Origin of the sequence: Brevundimonas diminuta (assembly GCF_039673845.1) — a bacterium.
Lineage (GTDB): Bacteria > Pseudomonadota > Alphaproteobacteria > Caulobacterales > Caulobacteraceae > Brevundimonas > Brevundimonas diminuta_E.
This window is the reverse complement of record NZ_JBDJMK010000008.1, coordinates 61,107-78,868: the sequence shown is the minus strand read 5'-3', so window position 1 is coordinate 78,868 and position 17,762 is coordinate 61,107. Positions and strand designations below refer to the sequence as shown.

The 17,762-nt window shown below is 64.1% G+C and carries 15 protein-coding genes; 6 read left to right on the top strand and 9 right to left on the bottom strand.

The annotated features are described in order from the left end of the window. Positions 1-10: 10 nt before the first annotated feature. The 4 genes from ABE454_RS10080 to ABE454_RS10065 form a co-directional block, all read right to left on the bottom strand. A complete protein-coding gene (locus ABE454_RS10080) occupies positions 11-2,395 on the bottom strand; it encodes an alpha/beta hydrolase family protein (RefSeq protein WP_346531359.1) in 2,385 nt (794 codons plus the stop codon). Further along, entirely contained in the window at positions 2,395-5,265 is a 2,871-nt protein-coding gene (locus ABE454_RS10075) for a TonB-dependent receptor (RefSeq protein ID WP_346531358.1), read from the bottom strand. The genes ABE454_RS10080 and ABE454_RS10075 overlap by 1 nt, the downstream gene beginning before the upstream one ends. 180 nt (positions 5,266-5,445) lie before the next feature. Next, positions 5,446-6,426 carry a FecR family protein gene (locus tag ABE454_RS10070; protein WP_346531356.1) on the bottom strand — a complete coding sequence of 327 codons (981 nt, stop codon included), beginning with the start codon at positions 6,424-6,426 and terminating at the stop codon, positions 5,446-5,448. A gap of 5 nt (positions 6,427-6,431) precedes the next feature. After that, positions 6,432-6,923 (bottom strand): RNA polymerase sigma factor, encoded by a 492-nt coding sequence (locus tag ABE454_RS10065; RefSeq protein ID WP_346531354.1) that lies wholly within the window; start codon positions 6,921-6,923, stop codon positions 6,432-6,434. A 476-nt stretch (positions 6,924-7,399) separates the two neighbouring features. On the opposite strand from ABE454_RS10065, the gene ABE454_RS10060 reads away from it, so the two are divergent. The 3 genes from ABE454_RS10060 (at position 7,400) to ABE454_RS10050 (ending at position 9,315) form a co-directional block, all read left to right on the top strand. After that, positions 7,400-7,642, top strand: coding sequence for a response regulator transcription factor (locus tag ABE454_RS10060; RefSeq protein ID WP_346531353.1), 243 nt, complete (start codon positions 7,400-7,402; stop codon positions 7,640-7,642). Positions 7,643-8,104: 462 nt separating this feature from the next. Further along, positions 8,105-8,926 (top strand): TIGR02587 family membrane protein, encoded by an 822-nt coding sequence (locus ABE454_RS10055; RefSeq protein ID WP_346531351.1) that lies wholly within the window; start codon positions 8,105-8,107, stop codon positions 8,924-8,926. Between the two features lie 2 nt (positions 8,927-8,928). Beyond that, positions 8,929-9,315 (top strand): hypothetical protein, encoded by a 387-nt coding sequence (locus ABE454_RS10050; protein ID WP_346531350.1) that lies wholly within the window; start codon positions 8,929-8,931, stop codon positions 9,313-9,315. Between the two features lie 123 nt (positions 9,316-9,438). Here ABE454_RS10050 and ABE454_RS10045 read toward each other — a convergent pair whose 3' ends face one another. After that, entirely contained in the window at positions 9,439-10,176 is a 738-nt protein-coding gene (locus ABE454_RS10045; RefSeq protein ID WP_346531348.1) for a Crp/Fnr family transcriptional regulator, read from the bottom strand. 426 nt (positions 10,177-10,602) lie between these two features. Here ABE454_RS10045 and ligD point away from each other — a divergent pair, with 426 nt between their 5' ends. Then, complete coding sequence (ligD, locus tag ABE454_RS10040; protein ID WP_346531346.1) at positions 10,603-13,137, top strand: DNA ligase D; 2,535 nt, start codon at positions 10,603-10,605, stop codon at positions 13,135-13,137. A 3-nt stretch (positions 13,138-13,140) separates the two neighbouring features. Here ligD and ABE454_RS10035 read toward each other — a convergent pair whose 3' ends face one another. Both ABE454_RS10035 and tetR read right to left on the bottom strand, forming a co-directional pair. Next, positions 13,141-13,989, bottom strand: coding sequence for a Ku protein (locus ABE454_RS10035; protein ID WP_346531345.1), 849 nt, complete (start codon positions 13,987-13,989; stop codon positions 13,141-13,143). Between the two features lie 68 nt (positions 13,990-14,057). Continuing rightward, a complete protein-coding gene (tetR, locus tag ABE454_RS10030) occupies positions 14,058-14,663 on the bottom strand; it encodes a tetracycline resistance transcriptional repressor TetR (protein ID WP_346531343.1) in 606 nt (201 codons plus the stop codon). A gap of 99 nt (positions 14,664-14,762) precedes the next feature. Here tetR and tet point away from each other — a divergent pair, with 99 nt between their 5' ends. Together tet and ABE454_RS10020 are read left to right on the top strand one after the other, a co-directional pair. Beyond that, positions 14,763-15,968: a Tet(A)/Tet(B)/Tet(C) family tetracycline efflux MFS transporter gene (gene tet, locus ABE454_RS10025; RefSeq protein WP_346531341.1), complete on the top strand. Its 1,206-nt coding sequence runs from the start codon at positions 14,763-14,765 to the stop codon at positions 15,966-15,968. A gap of 57 nt (positions 15,969-16,025) precedes the next feature. Continuing rightward, positions 16,026-16,631 (top strand): cysteine hydrolase family protein, encoded by a 606-nt coding sequence (locus tag ABE454_RS10020; RefSeq protein ID WP_346531339.1) that lies wholly within the window; start codon positions 16,026-16,028, stop codon positions 16,629-16,631. Positions 16,632-16,846: 215 nt separating this feature from the next. Here the strand turns inward: ABE454_RS10020 and ABE454_RS10015 are convergent, their stop codons facing one another. Both ABE454_RS10015 and ABE454_RS10010 read right to left on the bottom strand, forming a co-directional pair. Further along, positions 16,847-17,431, bottom strand: coding sequence for a DUF4142 domain-containing protein (locus ABE454_RS10015; RefSeq protein WP_346531337.1), 585 nt, complete (start codon positions 17,429-17,431; stop codon positions 16,847-16,849). Then, the gene (locus tag ABE454_RS10010) at positions 17,428-17,685 is read right to left on the bottom strand and encodes a hypothetical protein (protein ID WP_346531335.1); all 258 of its coding nucleotides are present in this window, start codon (positions 17,683-17,685) and stop codon (positions 17,428-17,430) included. The genes ABE454_RS10015 and ABE454_RS10010 overlap by 4 nt, the downstream gene beginning before the upstream one ends. Positions 17,686-17,762: the final 77 nt, after the last annotated feature.

The following is a 17,762-nucleotide window of genomic DNA, read 5'->3' as shown; positions in this document are numbered from 1 at the left end:
GGGGCTGCCGTTATTCGGATGGAGGACCGAGGTATCGAACCAGCCAGTCGAGGATCCTGGCGTGCAGGTCCCGGAGATTGCCCGGGCTGGCGTAAGTGTGTCCCTCGCCGAAATAGGTTAGGAGGCCTGCTTCCCGGTTGCGACGGTAGAGGGTGCTGAAGAGGGTGCTCATACGTTGGTTGTCGAGATCGGATTCGATCAGCAGCGCCGGCGTACGAATGGTTTCGGCCTGGTAGAGGGGGCTGGCCTCGACATAGGCTGCCGGCGTCGCCGCGAAGTCGCCGATCGACGCCTGTCCGGTCTCACCCCATCCCGCCATTTGTCCGACGGGAACGCCTTCCTCTGGCGCCACGCGGAAAAAGGGGGGAAGCTGCAGGGACAGGCTGAGGTCGGGATATCCATTGGAGGCGATGACCGCCTTGAAACGGTCGCTCTGGGCCACGGCGCTGAGAACGCCGTAACCCCCGAAGCTGTGACCGATCAGGGCGATCCGCGTGGGATCGACGAGTCCGAGGTCGCCGGCGGCGTCGACTGCAACCAGTATGCGGTCCGCGATCCTTGCAGCCGGCCTGTTTTCTCCGGGCGCGAGCGGAAGGCTGACGATGAGGACGGCGTAGCCCGCCCCCGCGATCACGGCCGGATTGTTCTGCAGTCGGGTTCCGCCGGGCAGGAGCGTCGACGGCGCAGAATGGGGTGCTGTCCCGGGATAGACCTCGACCACAACGGGCAGGTGGACTCCTGGGGCTGCGCCGGGCGGCAGGAGAAGCCAGCTTGTCAGGGGTTCGCCGGTCAGACCTGGGTGAGGTACGGGCACGACGCGTCCCCAGTCGATCGCCGACCAGCTCTCATTGAGAGCGACAAGAGGCTGGATTCCTTCAGCGGACCGGAGACGGAGCTCGCTCGCACCCCGCTTCATGTGACGGGTGACAAGAAAGTCGGCGTGCGGACTGGCCGCGAGGATCGCCTCCTCGGAGTCCAGGGGCGCCATGCAGGCGGGCGTTCCTGAGAGACGTGACAGGCAGCCGTGATCGACAAGAGTGCGCCGGCCCATATCCCGAGGCGAGGGATTCCATCGCGCTGGATTGGCCATATCCTGGGCTTGCCCCTGGTCGCGAAGCTGCCCGCGCGCCAGCAGGGGGCTATCCGGCGTGAAAGCATGGACCCCGTCTGTGCGCTGTATGGCGGCGCGCCCGTTGATCTCGACGATCCGCTCCGAAGGCTCCCTGACGGGAACCAGGTCGGGCGAGGCTGAACCCGGGCTCGCCCAGACCCGGGCGCCCGCGGCTGTCCGAGCCTGCACGATCGGCTGGCGACCGTTCCAACTGGCTAGCGGGATGGCGACGCCGTCCCATGTGCGCTCTATCCAGGGCGATAGCGGGCCGAGTTCCAGCGGCCTGGCGCGTCCGCTTGAGGACACTGTCCAGAATTGACCGTCGTCATCAAAATCGCCGCCAGGCGGGCGGCCAAAAACGAGGAAGGCGTCCGAAGCGGAGGACCAGGTCATGAGGTACATGGCCAAATCTTGCTCGGGCAGGGGGATCCGCACGACGCCGCTGTCGAGTTCTACGAGGCTTAACCGTCTCCGGCGGATAGGGTCTCCGACCCGGACGGGGCGATCCGAGCGGGGCTGAAGGTCCTCCGCGTCTTCCATAAGCGCAGCGTGACGGCCGTCAGGCGAGAGCCTGAGATCGAACCATTCCCCCCTGGCCAGTAGGCGCTGAGTACCGGCGAGGACGTCCAGGACGACGAGGGTGGAGGGTTCGGCCCGGGTCCGGGACTGGCGGGCCTGGCCGCTCGGGATGTAGACCGCGCTCGAGCCATGGCCGCTGGCGGCCGTGCGCCAGAGCTGCTCCACGCGTTTCTGAACCTTGAAACCGACCCGCATGGCGACGGGCGGATCGTGACGCGGTCGGGCGATGAAGGCGAGTTCGGTGGATGACCGCCAGGCGACGGACTGGCCGAACTGGGACATCTCCGGCGTGAAGGGGAACCATGTCGTTTCGCCGGTCGCCAAGGTGAGCACGCCGAGTTGCAGGTCGGCGGCCGTCACCCTGAACACCGCCATGCGCGCGCCGTCGGGCGAGAAGGGCCCCGACAGGTGGCCGGCCTCGTGGCCGGGCGCGGCAAGGCGGATCGGCGCCCTGTCCTGTGCGACGCGATGGACCTCCAGGTCGGTCAGCATGGCTTTGACCATGGTGGACAGATCATAGGATCCGGCCTGGTCGTAGGGGCGCTGATGTTCGATCGAGACCCAGGCGCCGTCGGGGCTGATCCGGGTCGCGCCGATGTCCTCGTGGGCGAGCAGGTCGTCGATCGAGAAGGGACGGGGCGTCTGGGCCGTGACCGGCCATGCCGCCGTGGTCGCCAAGGCGAGCGCGATAAGGGAGCGTCGCATCACCAGGCCTTCGTTAGTTGCAGGGAGACGAAGCGCCCCAGCACATTGGCGTTGGCGGCGTCGTAGGCCACGCCTTCCGGAGCGTCGTAGAAGGGCGGGTCGCGATCGAAGAGGTTCTGCACGGTGAAGGTGAGACCGGCGCCTGCGAGGAGGCCCCGTTCGGGCGTGAAGCGGACCGCGAGGTCGGCGGTGGTCCAAGAGCCGATGCGCTTGCCGGTCAGGTCGCGATAGGCATTGACGAAGTTGACTGAGGGGGAGAGGGACCAAGGGCCGCGCGACCAGGATGCCGATCCACGGCCGCGCAGGCCGACGGGAAAATTGGGCCGGTCGAGTTGGGAGACGCTCGGGGCGTTCGGCGTCGGCTTGGCGTCGAATCGTTCCAGCCAGGTCAGGTTGAGGCCGAAGTCGAAGGCGTTCGCTCCACGGGAGAGGCCGTAGTCGATGTTAAGGTCGGCGCCCTGAACGAGGACGCTCGTCGTATTGACGTAGCGAGCGTCCACGATGGCTCCGTAGGAGGAAGCGGGGAACTGGTCGCGCAGTGCGGTGGTCGGCAGGTCCAGGATGGCCTGGATCGCAGCGAGATCTTCGCTGTTCGCAGGGTCCAGCGTTTTGACGAAGGGGGCGAGGGAAGGATCGCTCAAAGCCGTGAGGATGCTTTCGCGGGCCGGCTGGCCGATCCGGTTCTGGAAGTCTGTCCTGAAACCATTCACGCCAACGCGTAGTCCGGGAAGGCGGTCGGGACGGATCTCGAAGCCGAGAGTCCAGGTGTTGGCCTCTTCAGGTTGAAGATCCGGATTCCCGCCGTAGAGAATCATGGACAGGATCTGCTGCGAGCCTCGCGGCAGGATCGAGGGACTGGCGCTTGGCGCGTCGTGGACCTCGCGCAGAGCCGGAGCCCTGAACGAGCGGCCGTAGTTGGCCTTGAGGCGCAGCGCATCGACAGGATCCCAGACGATCCCGATCTTGGGACTGGTCGTCTGACCGACGTCCGCATAGTCCTCGTACCGGGCCGCTAGGGAGAGCTCTAGCCGTTGGAAACCAGGACGGCGATTATCGACGCCGAAAACGGGGATGCGGACCTCGCCGAAGGCTGAGGCAACCTGTCTGTCCGTCTTGACCGCGGCGCCGATTGTGGGGACGAGGCCGCTGCTGAAGCCGGTGGCCTGCCGCCTGAAGGTCTCCTCGCGGATGGAAAGGCCCGTCGCCAGCCGCAGCGGGCCGCCCGGAAGCTTCAGGAGTACGCCGGATACCTGAAAATTAGCCGACGCGACGCCTGTCCGGCTGTAGGAGCGGGTATAGCCCGAACTGATGAAGTCGAGCACGGCCGGCGTATTCACCGCCCCATCGCCGAAGGGATTCAAGTATCCGTCGCGCGAGGGGCTGAAGGCCGTGCCCGGATCATCGGGGATCGCTCCGAGCGCTTCGCGTAGATGGGTGGACTGGAGCGCCCCCGAAGACCCGGTGCGGCTCTCTTCCGAAGCGTATGCGACATAGGCGTCGATCCGCCAGTCCGGAGAGAGATCGAAGGCTCCGCCCACGCTGGCGCCCAGGCTCTCGACCTCGCCGAAGATGCGTGGTGGAGCAATCTGGCCCTGGAAGGAATAGGCGATGTTGTGAGAGCGCGCGCCCGTCGGCGAGGCGAAATAGGGATTGGCGTCGGTCACCGTCAGCATGGTGCTGATAGGGAAGGAGTGGGTTTCGTAGCTGCGCTTGCCGTACCGGGCGTCGGCCGTGATCTCGAGCCGGTCGCCGAGACTTTGTCGCCAGAGGGCGTAGCCGCTGTGACGGGTCTGCCGCGGCAGGACGTTGATGCCGGCGCGCAGGTTTTCGAGATTGACCTGTCCGGGTAGGAAGTCGCCGGGCTGGAGGCCGACGCCCGTCTGTCCAGGCGGAACGCCCCAGGCCGGAACATAGCCGCCTGACAAAGGATCGAAGGCGACGATGTTTCCCGGGTTGCTGTAGAACTGGCGGCGATCGGAACCGCCGCGCCATCGGAGGTCGGAGTCGCTCGCCAGCCGTCTTTTGGTCCCTGAGAGGGCCTCGCGATCATTGTATTCATAAGTGATCAAGGCGTTGCCGCTGCTCCAGCGGCGGCCGAAGGTCTGGCCGAACTGGTATTCTCCGCTGGCCCCGTCGCTGGTGTTCCCGATACGGATCCGGCTTTCCGCACCATCGTAGTCGTCCCGCAGGATGATATTGACCACGCCGCCCACCGCGTCGGCGCCATAGAGCGCGGAGGCGCCGTCGAGAAGGACGTCGACCCGACTGATCGCGGCTGTCGGAATAGAGGAGACATCGGCGAAATCACCCTTGGCGCCCGTGCCCGCCATGCGACGCCCATTGATCAGCACGAGGGTGGCGTCGCTGCCGAGCCCGCGAAGATTGACGCCGTTGGCGTAGGTCGAGTTAGTGCCCGAACGATCGCCGCCATTGTTGAGGGCCGCCTCGTTGGCGGTCCCGCCGAAGTTCTGGGGCAGGGCGGCGAGAAGCTGGGCCACGGTAGCGCGACCCTCGCGGTCCATCCTGTCCCGATCGATGCTCACCACCGGTGAGGGGCCGTCGCCGACGCCGCGGATCAGGCTGCCCGTGACGACGACGTCGTCCACGGCCGTCAGTTCGTTTTCGGTGAACTCGGCGCGAGCGTTGGGGTCGAACAGAACATAGACGTTCGGGCGGGTTCTGCGGAAAGCCAGGCCGCTGTCGCGCAGCAGCTCGACTAGGCCGGCCTCGGCGGTGTAGTCGCCCCGCAGGCCAGGCGAGAGACGGCCGTCCACCAGGGCGGCGGGATAGAGGATCTGGAGGCGGCTCTGCTCGATGAAGACGCTCAGGGCCCGGCCGAGCGGCCCGGCGGGGGCGTCGTAGCGTCTCACGGCGTCCGCAGGCTGGCCCCATGCCGGCGCTGCGCAGACTAGAAGGGCGGTTGATAGTGCTGTCGTCGTCCCCAAACCGAAACGCATGGTCTTCCCCGTTTGCTCCTCCCGCGACGTGCGGGACGGACAGAGACGCCGGGAAGGCGCGGGTCCCCTAACTCGGCCTGAAGATTATTTTCTTCATGTCTTCGGACCTTCGAGAACGATGACGCCGTCGGACCTCTTGGAAGCCGTGACGCCGTAGAGGTCGGAAAGGGCGGCGATGAAGGCGTCGGTATCGCCCGTGTCGAAGGCGCCGCTGACCGGAATCCTTCCGATGCTGATGTCCTTCAGCTCGATCTTGTGGTTGCTGTACCGGCTGACCTCGGCGACAGCCTCGCGGATCGGCGTCGCGGCGAAGATCAGCCGGCCCGAGGTCCAGCTTGTTTCGCGGGCGGCGTCAACCGACCGGACCTGTGGGCTACGTCGGACGGTTACGACCTGCTGTCCCGGCGTCAGTGACCAGGCGGGCTTGGGCGTACTGTTGGTTCCTACGTCGACACGGCCCTCGATCAAGGTGATCTTTGCGCCCTGGCCGAGGCGGCGAACGTCGAAACGGGTGCCGACAGCGGTGACGGTGGTGTCGCCGGCGGTGACCACGAAGGGACGTGACGGATCGCCCTCCACGTCGAAAAAGGCCTGGCCGGTGACCAGGGTCACTGATCTGCGATCTGAGTCCAGACGCACAGCAATCCGGCTGGCCGTGTCGAGGATGACCTGGGAACCGTCCGTCAGGCGCAGGGTCCGCTGCTCGCCGACGCCTGTAGCGTAGCTTTGCGGTCGATTCAGCGCCCAGAGAGAGACCAGGCCGATAGCAGCGAGCGCCATGGCGCTCGCTGCTATCGGCTTCCAAAGGCGCGACACCAAATGGCGAGCCCGGGCCCTCGGCGGAGCCTGGCCGAGGGCTTCGGCGGTCAAGCCGGCGATCTCGGGATCATCGGCGAGAGATCGGCTCGTATCCCAAGCCTTTTCCACGCGTGCGTAGGCGCGTGCATTGGCCGGATCCTTCCGCCATTCGAAGAAGTCGTGGACGTCTGTCGTCGATACGCGCTTCTGGCCGAGACGGGCGAACCATGATGCGGCTTCCTGCCGTCGGACGTCCCGTTCCTTATCGATCGTCATCCCGGCTATCCGTCCAGTTGCTCTACGCAGTGCTGCAACGCCTTAGACATACGCCACTCCACCGCCTTGACGCTCAACCCGCGTGCAGCGGCGATCTCAGGATAGCTCATACCGGCAAAACGGCTCAGGACGAACACCTCACGGTAAAGGACCGGCATGGTCAGGACCGCCTGTTTCAACATCAGGGCTTCGATCTGGCCGGCCGCTTCGCCCGGATCGACGGCGTCCGCTAGAGGCTCGGAGCTTCCCCGCCTCTTGCGACGTCGGCTCTCGTCCCGAACCACGTTCATGGCGATCCGCAGAAGAAAGGCCCTGGGGTGCCGGATGAGACCCGCTGAATAGGGGGCGGCGCGAAGATAGGTCTCCTGGACCACATCCGCGGCTTGGTCCGGGTCGACGTGCGCCCGCAGCCTGCCATCGAGCCAGCGCGCATACTGGCGATAGAGAGCGTTCAGGCCCTCCAGCGCATCCGCCTTCAATTCCTTGACGTCGCTCACGTCGATCTCCCGCCTCTAGGGCGGGCCCGGAATCCCGTGGGTCTTGGTCAGCCGTGACCGTCCGGGCGCAGGACAAAGCCCGCGTCACGTACGACGACAGCTCACGCAGCAATCGCGCTTTCCAAATCTGAGTCCGCAAAGGGGATTCCAAGCCCCTGTCGGCGCACGGCCGACGCCGAAGCATGAATCAAACCGAATCCGGACGCAAGGCGAGGGGGTCGGGCGTTGGAATCCTCGCGGAACGAGGCCCGCTATCTGCCAACGGAGCGCCGCCTTGCCCCAAGGGCCCCCGGCTCAAGCTCCGCGCCTGTTTCGCGGCGCCCGACGCTCCAATCCTAGGTGGTCGCCAATCCGTATTCAACATGAGTAGGAAGGCCTGTTCCGCTGGGAAGTTGCGGTCAGCCCGCAACTCTTAGGCGTAGAGAATCGCCGTTCTCTTTGTGTACCGACGAATCCTGCAGCTTGTGGAGGGAGGGATGAACGCCAATCTGAACAGTCAGGCGGTCTGCGCGGGTGCGCCCGAACTGAGTCCGCGCGAGCGCGAATGTCTCTCCTGGGTCAGTCGCGGCAAGAGCTCCACCGATATCGGCGTCATACTCGGCTTGTCGGCTCGTACGGTTGATAGCTATCTCGAGAAGGCGGCGTCCAAATTGGGGGTGCGCACGCGGATCGAGGCGGTCGCCGTGGGGGTAAGGCGAGGGCTTATCGAAATTGAGTAGGGCAGGCGAGACCTATTTTCGATTCAGAGTGCTTGCCGACCTGGAGGGACTTAAGAGACTTCCCGCTCAAAAAGGACGAGTTTAGAACGGGTGGAGAACGATGAAGCGCATCCCGTCGATCACGGCCAAGCGTCGCGCATACTGAAGTCGAGGCGGCGCCGACCATATGGACCCGCTCTGCGGTTAGAGCTGGGAGCGCGGGCGCCCGTGAGAGGAGGCCGACGGAAGCAGCGTAGCGGGGCAATCTGTCGGCCTATTGTTTTTGGAGCCGTCCCATGAATACGGGGAAGCATATCTAGCTAGCCGCCTATGTGCCGCGCGTCTGTCGGAGCATCGGTCATGCTGAGCCCCCGCGGCCAGCGCCAAGCCTGGAAGGTCGGGCAGCATTGCACCCTATTCGCTTGAACTGAGGAGTACGGCCGCTGCGGGAGCCTAAAGCGTACCACAAGTGTTTCACAGCACATGACTTCGAAGCTGGACGCCGTGGAGGCGGAAAACAACGGCTATATCCGTGATCTTGGGCGAGCCTTCGGCGGCGCCCTGCTCTTCAGCCTGCCCCTGCTGATGACAATGGAGATGTGGGTGCTAGGCTTCGCAGCTGAACCAGAGCGACGTTTCGTCTTTCTGCTGTCGGCGCTCCCAGTGCTGTTCGGGCTAGCGCATTACGCCGGATTTTCGGCTCGCCGGGGCCTGCTCAACAATACGTTAGACACACTTGTGGCTCTGGCTGTGGGGTTCGTCACCGCCGCAGCGTTTCTGCTGGTGTTTAATGCGCTCGATCTGAGTTCTCTGACGTCGGCTGTGGGGCAGTTGTCCCTACAGGCGACGCCCGCCGCGCTCGGCGCCTTGGCGGCGCGACGCCAACTTTCGAGTGATCCCGAGGGAGGCGATGAGGATGAAGCTTCCTATCCAGGCGAACTGTTCCTCATGCTTGCTGGAGCCCTCTACTTTGCGATGAACCTGGCTCCGACCGAAGAGATGCGGCTGATCGCTTATATGACTACACCGCTGGGCGCGATGGGCATCCTCGTGCTATCAGTGATCTTGCTGCACCTGATCGTTTTCCACGCCGGCTTCGCCGGACAGGAAAAAGCAGAAACGTCAGCCCAGGCTTTCTTCGACTTCACCTTGCCGGGCTATGCCCTGAGCCTTCTGGCCAGCTTCGCCATGCTGTGGGTATTTGGCGGAACGGACGGCCACGGGCTCCAAGCACTCCTGACCAATGTCGTGATCCTCGCTTTTCCGGCGGCGATCGGGGCCGCAGCTGCACGACTGCTGGTGTAGTCATGACAGGCAGCGAAAAACAGAAAGCAGAGAAGAAGGGCGTGTCGCGCCTCCAGTGCGTCTGCGCCTTGGCTGGATTTCTCCTTACTCTCGGAGCCGCGACCGTTTTGGCTCAAGCGGCGTTTTCGGTTCCGTCGCCAGCGGCGCTGACGATCAGAAATGAAGTGGTCCGACCTTCCTCCGGCGGATGGGTGGTGGATGTTGTGGTCACCAATGAGGGCGAGCTGGCCGCCGCGGCCGTAGAAATCGAGGGCAGGGCAGGCAGCGAACGTTCCATCGTCTCACTCGACTATGTCCCGGGGCGGGGAGAGAAGAAGGCCAGTCTGGTCTTTTCGCTCACGGACAAACCTGATCCGACCTTACGCGTGCTGGGCTGGTCGGAGCCGTAGCCGCTTGCGGATACTTGCTAACGTCCAGCGTCCGCGTAATTCTGGTTCGTGAACATGAATTCCTCGTTCCCTTACGCCGTTGGTTTGACGAGCGGCTTTGGCGACTGAAGGAACAAGTCCTCGTCAGACGGACGCGCACGTCTGGCCCGCCGTAGAGGCTCTCAGCGGACGGGAGATGCAGCAAGAGGTCGCCCGAAGACCTTCTAAATCCAGAATGAGCAGCCGTCCCCTACCGAAACGAACCAGACCCAAAGTTTGGAGCTGGGCCGCCGCGGAATAGATGCTGGTGCGCTGGACGCCCAGCATCTGGCCAGACTGAGTTTGCGTGATGCGTAAGGGGATGCCGCGGGAGCCTTCGTGCAGCCGAAGAATCCATTTGGCTAATCGATCCACAACCGCGTGCGAGACGTTGCAACAGACCTCGGCCTCCAGCGCGCGTAAACGCTGCTGCGCCTGCAGCACGACCAGCCGGGTCAATCGACAGCGCCCGAGCGTATCAACAATCGAGACTGCTGGCGTGCTGAACAGGAGCGTTTCCATCAAGGGGATCGCCAGCGAGCAGGGCGAGGCAGGCCATAAGGCGCGGTCCCACCCTTGAACCGCACCTGCGGGTGCCAGCGAAACGCATATGCCATCGTCCTTGGGGAACAGGCCCACTGCTCCCCTCAGGACGAAATGCAGTTCGTCGTCCGAGAGCGCAGGGCCGAAGCTTCTGGCGAGTTCCAGTCGGCCAGCGTCATGGACGCGCTGTCGAGCTTCGAGCGGCAGCGCCTGAAATACTGGGTGATCCTGGACATCGACCTTGACGGCCGCTTTGGAAGCGAAGGCATGGCAAAGCGAGAACGAGGAAAGACGAGACATGGAAGTTCCTCCAGCTCGTGAGTTTGGCATGCTTGCTGCGAGCGCTCGTTCACATGGGTTAAGCCGAGGCCGGTGCAGGATGAGATTTGGCAAGGACCCTCAAACGGCTGCCAAGTCTGTCGGAAAGTTGGATTTTGCCCTTAGGCGCGGTTCCTGATGCAGTGGCCATTCGTGTGCTGAAAACACCCTACGGCACTTGCTGAACCATTCACGCAATCTTGCCTGCGCGCAGGGCGGTCTGAGGACGGCCTGATCGAGACGGCGGTAAGGGCTTCACCGCCATTGATATTCATTGCCTGCTTATTCGAGCTGTCGGTCCTCTGGGATGCATGACCAAGGCGAGAAAGGAGAAGGCTTATTTGCGAACATCTCGCGCAAGGAAGGGTTCGCGAAGCAACGGTTTCCGGTCGCGGGGATTATTCGTTCATGCGCGGCGAACTGAAGACCTATCAGGCCAGGCGGCGTTTTGAGCAGACGCCAGAACCCAAAGGCGCCCGGCGAACGGGCAGCAAGGGTGGGCTGCGCTTCGTGATCCAACGTCATGCGGCGACGAGGCTGCATTATGATTTCCGCATCGAGGCGGACGGTGTGCTCAAGTCATGGGCGGTGACCAAGGCGCCGTCGCGCGATCCGGCGGTCAAGCGTCTGGCGGTCGAGGTAGAGGATCATCCGCTGGATTATGGCGGCTTCGAAGGGACGATCCCGGCAGGCAACTACGGCGCGGGCACGGTGCAGTTGTGGGATGTCGGAACCTGGGAGCCGCAGGATCCGGACCTTGAGGCGGCCTGGGCGCGCGGCCAGATCAAGATGATCCTCCATGGCGACCGGCTGAAAGGCAAATGGGCGCTGATCCGGCTGAAGGCCGACCGGGGCAAACCTTCCAAACGCAACAACTGGCTGCTGTTGAAAGAGAAGGATGAGCACGCCGTTCCTGGTGAAGGCGACGCCCTGGCGCAGGTCGACGCCTCGGTGACGACCGGCCGCTCGCTGGCCCAGATCGCCGAGGGCGACGCGCAATGGACCTCTTCCCGTCCGAGCCGTCGCAAGGCGCCGCCGAAGCCCAGGGCGTCCAAGGTGGCGTCCAGAGCCGGGCGGCCGCCCGCCTTCGTTCCGATCCAGCTGTGCAAGGCGGTCGATCATCCGCCCTCGGCGGCGGGTTGGGCGCATGAGATCAAGTTCGACGGCTATCGGTTGCAGATCGGGGTCGGCGGCGGCCGGGCGGTGCTGCGGACCCGCAAGGGTCTAGACTGGACGGATCGGTTTCCCGAACTGGCTGAGGATGCGGCGGGCTGGCCCGATGCGGTCATCGATGGCGAACTGTGCGCCCTCGACGACGAACATATGCCGGATTTCAGCGCTCTTCAGGCGGCGATATCAGACGAAGATACGGGACGTTTGGTCTTCTTCGCCTTCGATCTGTTGTTCGAGGGGGCGGAGGATCTGCGCCCCTTGCCGCTGTCGCATCGCAAGGCCCGGCTGCAGGCCTACGTCGACCGGGTCAATGCCGTGGCGGGCGGTCGTCTTCGCTACGTCGAGCATTTCGCCTCGACGGGGCAGGCGGTGCTGGAGAGCGCCTGCCGGATGCATCTGGAAGGCGTCATTTCCAAGACGCTGGACGCGCCCTATCACGCGGGTCGGTCGTCAAGCTGGGTGAAATCCAAATGCCGTGGCCGCGACGAAGTCGTCATCGGCGGCTGGTCGTCGGGGGAAGGTCGCCGGTTTCGCTCCCTGCTGGTCGGGGTGCGCGAGAAGGGCGGGCTGAAATACCTCGGGCGCGTCGGGACGGGCTTCGGCGAGACGGCGACGCGGCTGCTCATGCCTGCATTGAAGTCCGAGGCGACGGACAGGAGCCCCTTCGCCGGCGCGGGCGCGCCCAAGGGCGGCAAGGACATTCACTGGGTGGCGCCTCGGTTGGTCGCCGAGATCGAACACGGCGGTTACACCGAGTCCGGCGCGCTGCGACAGGCGGCGTTCAAGGGACTGCGCGACGACAAGACCGCTAAGGACGTCACGAACGCGCCGCAGGCGCCTGTTGCGTCGCAGACGCTGCGAAAGAGCGGTAAGGTCACGGTGGCGGGCGTCGCCATCTCCAGCCCCGACAAGGTGTTGTGGCCGGGCGCCGACGGGCGGCCGCCGATCACCAAGGCCGATCTGGCGCGCTATTACGAAGCGGCGGCTGAGCGGCTTCTGGCCCATGTGGCGGACCGGCCCGTCTCCATCATCCGCGCCCCGGACGGCATAGAGGGCGAGACCTTTTTCCAGCGCCACGCCATGGCCGGGTCGAACCCGCGGCTCAAGCTGATCGACGTCAAGGCGCGCACCCCCTATGTCGCCGTCGTCGATGTCGGCGGTTTGGCCGCCGTCGCCCAATCCGGCGGGCTGGAGCTGCATCCCTGGGGCTGCAAGCCTGGGGATCCGGAGACGCCTGACCAGATCACCTTCGATCTGGACCCCGACGTGGGGCTGGGGTTCGACGATGTGATCGCCGCGTCCCATGTGGTGAAGGCCAGGCTGGAGGCGCTGGGGCTCAACCCCTTCGTCAAGACGACAGGCGGCAAGGGGCTTCATGTGGTCGTGCCCATCCGCGCCGACGGTCGTTCGCGTGTGACCTGGGACCAGAACAAGGCCTTCGCCAAGGCGGTGTCCGAGGCGATCAGGGACGAGGCGCCGGACCGTTTCACCACGACCCTGGCCAAGAAGGCGAGGGGCGGAAAAATCTTCATCGACTATCTGCGCAACGGCCGGATGGCGACCGCCGTGGCGCCCTGGTCGCCGCGTGCGCGTGCCGGGGCGGGGATCGCCTTTCCCCTGTCATGGGATCAGGTGAAGCCGGGGCTGAACCCTGCCGGGTTCAACCTGTGGGTCTGGCCCAAACTGCTTGAGCGGCCCGACGCCTGGGCGGATTTCCGCGCCGCCGCCGTCAGCCTGAGGCCCGCCCTGCGCAAGATGGGCGTGGACTGACGCTCAGGCGGTCTTCTTGCGCGCTGACGGCTTTGAGGCCGCCTTCTTCTTCGCCGTCGGTTTGCCAGCGCTGCCGCTAGAGCCCTTCAGGCTGTTCTTCAGCGCCGCCATCAGATCGATGACGTTGGTGTCGTCCGGCTCGGCCACGTCGACCAGGCCCTTGCCGCCCTTGGTCTTGGCCTTGATCATCTCGCGCAGGGCGTCGTCATAGCGATCCTTGAAGGCGGTCGGGTCGAAGTCGGCTTCCTTCTGGGCGATGATGCGGGCGGCGATCTCGACCATGTCGGCGTCAGCCTTCACCTTGGGGATGTCGTCGAAATAGTCATCGGCGTCGCGCACCTCGTCATGGGCGCGCAGAGTGTAGGCCAGCAGGCCCTTGCCGCGCACCTCCAGCGACAGCTGGCGTTCCTTGCCGCGCAGGACCAGCTGGCCCAGCGCCACCTTCCCCTGTTTCTGCATGGCGTCGCGGATGACGGCGAAAGCCTCGACGCCCGCGCCCTTTTCCGGGACGACGAAGAAGGGATCATCCCAGTAAAGGCGGTCGATGTCGGCCTCGTCCACGAATTTGTCGATGGAAATGGTCTTGGTGCTGTCCAGCCGCACCTTGTCGAAATCGGCGTCGTCGAACAGGACGTATTCATCCTTGGACACCTCATAGCCGCGCACCAGATCGCTGCGCTCGACCGGGCCCGTGTCCGGATCGGTCGGCACCATGCGGATACGGTTGTGCGTGTCGGGATTGATCAGGTGAAAGCGCACGTCGGCGGCGCTGGACGTCGCGGTGTAGAGCGCCACCGGACAGGTGACCAGCGACAGCTTCAGGTGTCCTTGCCATGTGGGGCGAGCGGCCATGTTCATTCTCCTCGTCCCAAGGAAATGCACGGCGAGCCGATCTGTTCGCCCCGAACAGCGGGGCCTGGCTAAACCTTCGCCGCCAGGCCGCAGATGAGGCATTCCAGACCGAAGTCGAAGGCGAGGGCTGGATCCTGACCTTCAAGATCCTGGATCGCGGTCTGTAGGAGGTCCGATACCGGATATGCAGGTATGGCGGGCGGCGTGGCGGGCCCATTTTGCGTTGACTGCTGTTCCAGCGCGGAGCCGACGACATAGTGGCTGATCGCGGCCAGGGCCCAGACTGCGCGCCCGGGGCTGAAGCCGGCAGAAGACAACATCCTGATCTGTGCTTCCGCGGCCTCTGAATGCGCGCCCCGCGGACGAGTGCCGGCGTGCAGACGGGCGCCGTCACGATAGGCCAGCAGCGCCTTGCGGAAGCTGTGAGCATTCGCCTTGAGGAAGGAGCGCCAGTCCTCATCCGGATACGGCATGGATCGATCATGCCTCTGCAACAGTATGGCTTCGGACAGGGCGTCGAGAAGGGCGCGCTTACTGGGAAAATGCCAATAGAGCGCGGGTTGCTGCACCTTGAGGCGATCGGCCAGCTTGCGCGTGCTCAGGCCGTCCATGCCGACCTCGTCCAATAGCTCCAAAGCCGCTTCAATCACCATGTGTCTGTCCAGCTTGGTCATGACGGGGTCTCCTTCATTCGCTTGACAATTTATCAGCGATAAAGTTCAAGTCCATCAACTTATCGATGATAAATAATTGCTGTTGCGAGACCTGCGATCATGAACAGATCCGCTGTCGTCGCCCTTGTCGTGGTTGCATTGGACGCCATGGGAATGGGCCTCATCATGCCGGTGCTGCCCGCGCTCCTGCGAGAGTTGGCGTCGGACAGGAACTTCGTCGCCCATCTTGGGGCGCTGTTGTCCCTTTACGCCTTGATGCAGGTGTTCTGCGCGCCCGTGCTGGGACGACTTTCGGATGTGTACGGCAGGCGCAGGATTCTGTTGTTCTCGCTTGCCGGGGCCGCAGTCGATTATGCGGTGATGGCGGCGGCGCCAATCTTGTGGGTTCTGTATGCTGGCCGGATGATTGCGGGCGTCACGGGCGCGACAGGCGCGGTGGCGGCTTCGACCATCGCCGATGTCACGCAGCCAGATCGCCGGGCCAAATGGTTCGGGTATATGGGGGCCTGTTACGGCGCGGGCATGATCGGCGGCCCGATGCTGGGAGGCCTACTGGGGGGATTGGGCGTTCATGCGCCTTTCTGGGGCGCCGCGATCCTGAATGCTCTGGGCTTCCTGCTGGCATACGCCGTCTTGCAGAAGGTGAAGCGTCCGCAGGCGCATTCGCCGCTGCGGGCCGCCTTTCAAATCCGCGTCGGGTTTCGCCCTGAAGAGGCGTTGCGCAAATCGGCTGCCCTGCTCCTCGTCTTCTTCCTCATCCAGTTGATTGGGCAGATCCCGGGCGCCTTATGGGTGCTTCACGGTGAAAGCCGTTTCCACTGGAACACGCTTGGCGTGGGCGTGTCGCTGGCGGTGTTTGGCGTTGCGCATACGCTTTTTCAGGCCTTAGCCACCGGGCCTCTTACGCGTCGGTTTGGGGAGCAGAGGACGCTTGTGTTCGGCATGATGGCGGATGGCGCGGGCTTTGTGCTCATGGCCTTGGCGACGCAGACCTGGATGGTCCTTCCCGTCATCACGCTGTTGGCCGCAGGGGGAGCCGCCATGCCGGCCCTCCAATCCATGCTCTCCAATCGCGTCCAAGCCGGCGGGCAGGGGGTGCTGCAGGGGCGATTGACCAGTTTGACCAACCTGACTTCGATCGTCGGGCCATTGGGCTTCACCGCCCTCTATGCCGCGACCGCAAAAACGTGGAGCGGGTGGCCCTGGATAAGCGGTGCGCTGCTCTATGCCGCCTGTCTGCTGCTGTTGGCGAAGGGCGGAAAGCAACAGGTGTCGGCAAGAAAGGCGGAACAGGCGCCGAACTGACCGGTTCCTTACTGAGGCGTTCAAGCCTCGCCTGAAGAACGACGGAACAGGTCAACCATGGCCGCAGGACTACAGTCAGCCATACCGGCAAACGCGGTACATCTCTGTGTCGATATGCAAAGGATGTTTGTTGAGGATACGCCGTGGCATTCTGCATGGGCCGGGCGTGTCCTGCCCGTTATCGTGCGCCTGTGCGAATTTCGAGCGGAACGGGTCTGCTTCACCCGCTTCGTGCCGCCCGGCAATCCGGAACAGAGCCGGGGCGCGTGGCGGAAATATTGGGAAACTTGGTCTTCGATGACGTTGGACCGCTTGGATGACAGGATGGTGGATTTGGCGGAACCGTTGCAGCGGTTCGTTCCGCCAGGCCGCGTCCTCGACAAACATGTGTATTCGCCGTGGATCGGCACGGATCTGGACGGCGCCCTGTTACGGGCCAGCGTAGATACCCTGATCGTGACCGGTGCTGAAACGGATGTCTGCGTGCTGGCCACTGTCCTGGGGGCCGCAGACCGCGGGTACCGGATCGTCATGGCGACCGACGCCCTAGCCAGCACCTTCGATCAGATGCACGACAATCTGATGGAGTTGTATCGCGACCGCTATAGCCATCAAATCGAAACGGCGGGCATGGAAGAAATCGTGGAGGCATGGAGCGTCTGACGCCAGTGCTGCCAATTCAGCGGTGATAGCGTGAAGCGGGGCAAAGGCGACGGCCAGATCATCCCTGCTTTTTGTTGGATGCGCCTGGCGACTTGAACCGCCCTCATGTTGCGCTTGATCGACCCGCAGAGGCGATGCCGCCCCGTGTGGGCCCGACATGAAAAAGGGAGCGACGTGGCCGCTCCCTTTTCCGTCTGAGCCGCTCTAGGCCGATGTCAGCCCAGTTCGCCCTGCAGTTGACGCGCACTTTGCAGGTGCGCTTCGATTTTGGGCAGAACGGTGCGGGCATGTCCCGCAAGGGCGGACGCGTCCTTGTTGTCGCCAAAGCCCCGGTGGAGGGTGATGGCTTCTTCATGTGCTGCGACCTGTTGATCGGCATAGACCTTGTCGAAATCGCCTGGTGCGGCAGAGCGGAGGTTGTCGATGAGACCCTTGCGGCGGTCGTCGAGTTCTGAGGGAACAGCCGTATCGGGCGCGTCGCTGCCCACGGCGGTTTTTAACCTCGACAAGGCATCGCTGTGATCGGTCCTGATCATTTCCGCCAGTTGCTTGACCTGGGGATTCTTTGAGCGCTCAAGCGCGATTTCGGCCGCCTGAATCTCGTAGAGGTCGCCGCGCGCAGCATTAGGAACATAGGCGCTCACCATATTGGCGCCCATGACCGCAGCCGAGGTTTGGCCAACCGGTTTTGAAACGGTGTCTTCGACCTTGTCGACGGCCTTTGAGCCCTTCTGCTGGTTGCAGGCCGCGACGGCGATGGCGACTGCTGTGATGATAAGGGCGGTTTTCTTCGATATCATGGGTGACTCCTTGGTCTGGATCTGGCCGCCATTCCGGGCGTGCCGGGAGCAAGTTCCTCCGCCTGGGTTTTGGGCGGAGGTGCATCGGCCTTCTGTAGGCCGTCGTCAGAGACTTCGCGGATCGACAGGATGGTTTCGTGGGGCCGCATCAGCGGTGCGGCCGCGTCGGCGGCCTGAACATCGGTGGGCGAGGCGACTTTCAGGCGTCGCTGGGGACCGCTGTCGCTGCCGACGAGAACTTCATAAAAACGCATGAACGCCTCCCGGGAGCGAGAAACGAGGTGGTTTCCGAACAGCTTCGGCCATGTCTTTTTCCTCCCTGTAAAGAGAG

Excerpts from the sequence above, each read along its gene's own strand:
- ABE454_RS10080 (WP_346531359.1), bottom strand. The coding sequence starts at position 2,395 with ATGCGACGCTCCCTTATCGCGCTCGCCTTGGCGACCACGGCGGCATGG.
- ABE454_RS10070 (WP_346531356.1), bottom strand. The coding sequence starts at position 6,426 with ATGACGATCGATAAGGAACGGGACGTCCGACGGCAGGAAGCCGCATCA.
- ABE454_RS10060 (WP_346531353.1), top strand. The coding sequence starts at position 7,400 with ATGAACGCCAATCTGAACAGTCAGGCGGTCTGCGCGGGTGCGCCCGAA.
- ABE454_RS10055 (WP_346531351.1), top strand. The coding sequence starts at position 8,105 with ATGACTTCGAAGCTGGACGCCGTGGAGGCGGAAAACAACGGCTATATC.
- ABE454_RS10050 (WP_346531350.1), top strand. The coding sequence starts at position 8,929 with ATGACAGGCAGCGAAAAACAGAAAGCAGAGAAGAAGGGCGTGTCGCGC.
- ABE454_RS10045 (WP_346531348.1), bottom strand. The coding sequence starts at position 10,176 with ATGTCTCGTCTTTCCTCGTTCTCGCTTTGCCATGCCTTCGCTTCCAAA.
- ligD (WP_346531346.1), top strand. The coding sequence starts at position 10,603 with ATGCGCGGCGAACTGAAGACCTATCAGGCCAGGCGGCGTTTTGAGCAG.
- ABE454_RS10035 (WP_346531345.1), bottom strand. The coding sequence starts at position 13,989 with ATGGCCGCTCGCCCCACATGGCAAGGACACCTGAAGCTGTCGCTGGTC.
- tetR (WP_346531343.1), bottom strand. The coding sequence starts at position 14,663 with ATGACCAAGCTGGACAGACACATGGTGATTGAAGCGGCTTTGGAGCTA.
- tet (WP_346531341.1), top strand. The coding sequence starts at position 14,763 with ATGAACAGATCCGCTGTCGTCGCCCTTGTCGTGGTTGCATTGGACGCC.
- ABE454_RS10020 (WP_346531339.1), top strand. The coding sequence starts at position 16,026 with ATGGCCGCAGGACTACAGTCAGCCATACCGGCAAACGCGGTACATCTC.
- ABE454_RS10015 (WP_346531337.1), bottom strand. The coding sequence starts at position 17,431 with ATGATATCGAAGAAAACCGCCCTTATCATCACAGCAGTCGCCATCGCC.
- ABE454_RS10010 (WP_346531335.1), bottom strand. The coding sequence starts at position 17,685 with ATGCGTTTTTATGAAGTTCTCGTCGGCAGCGACAGCGGTCCCCAGCGA.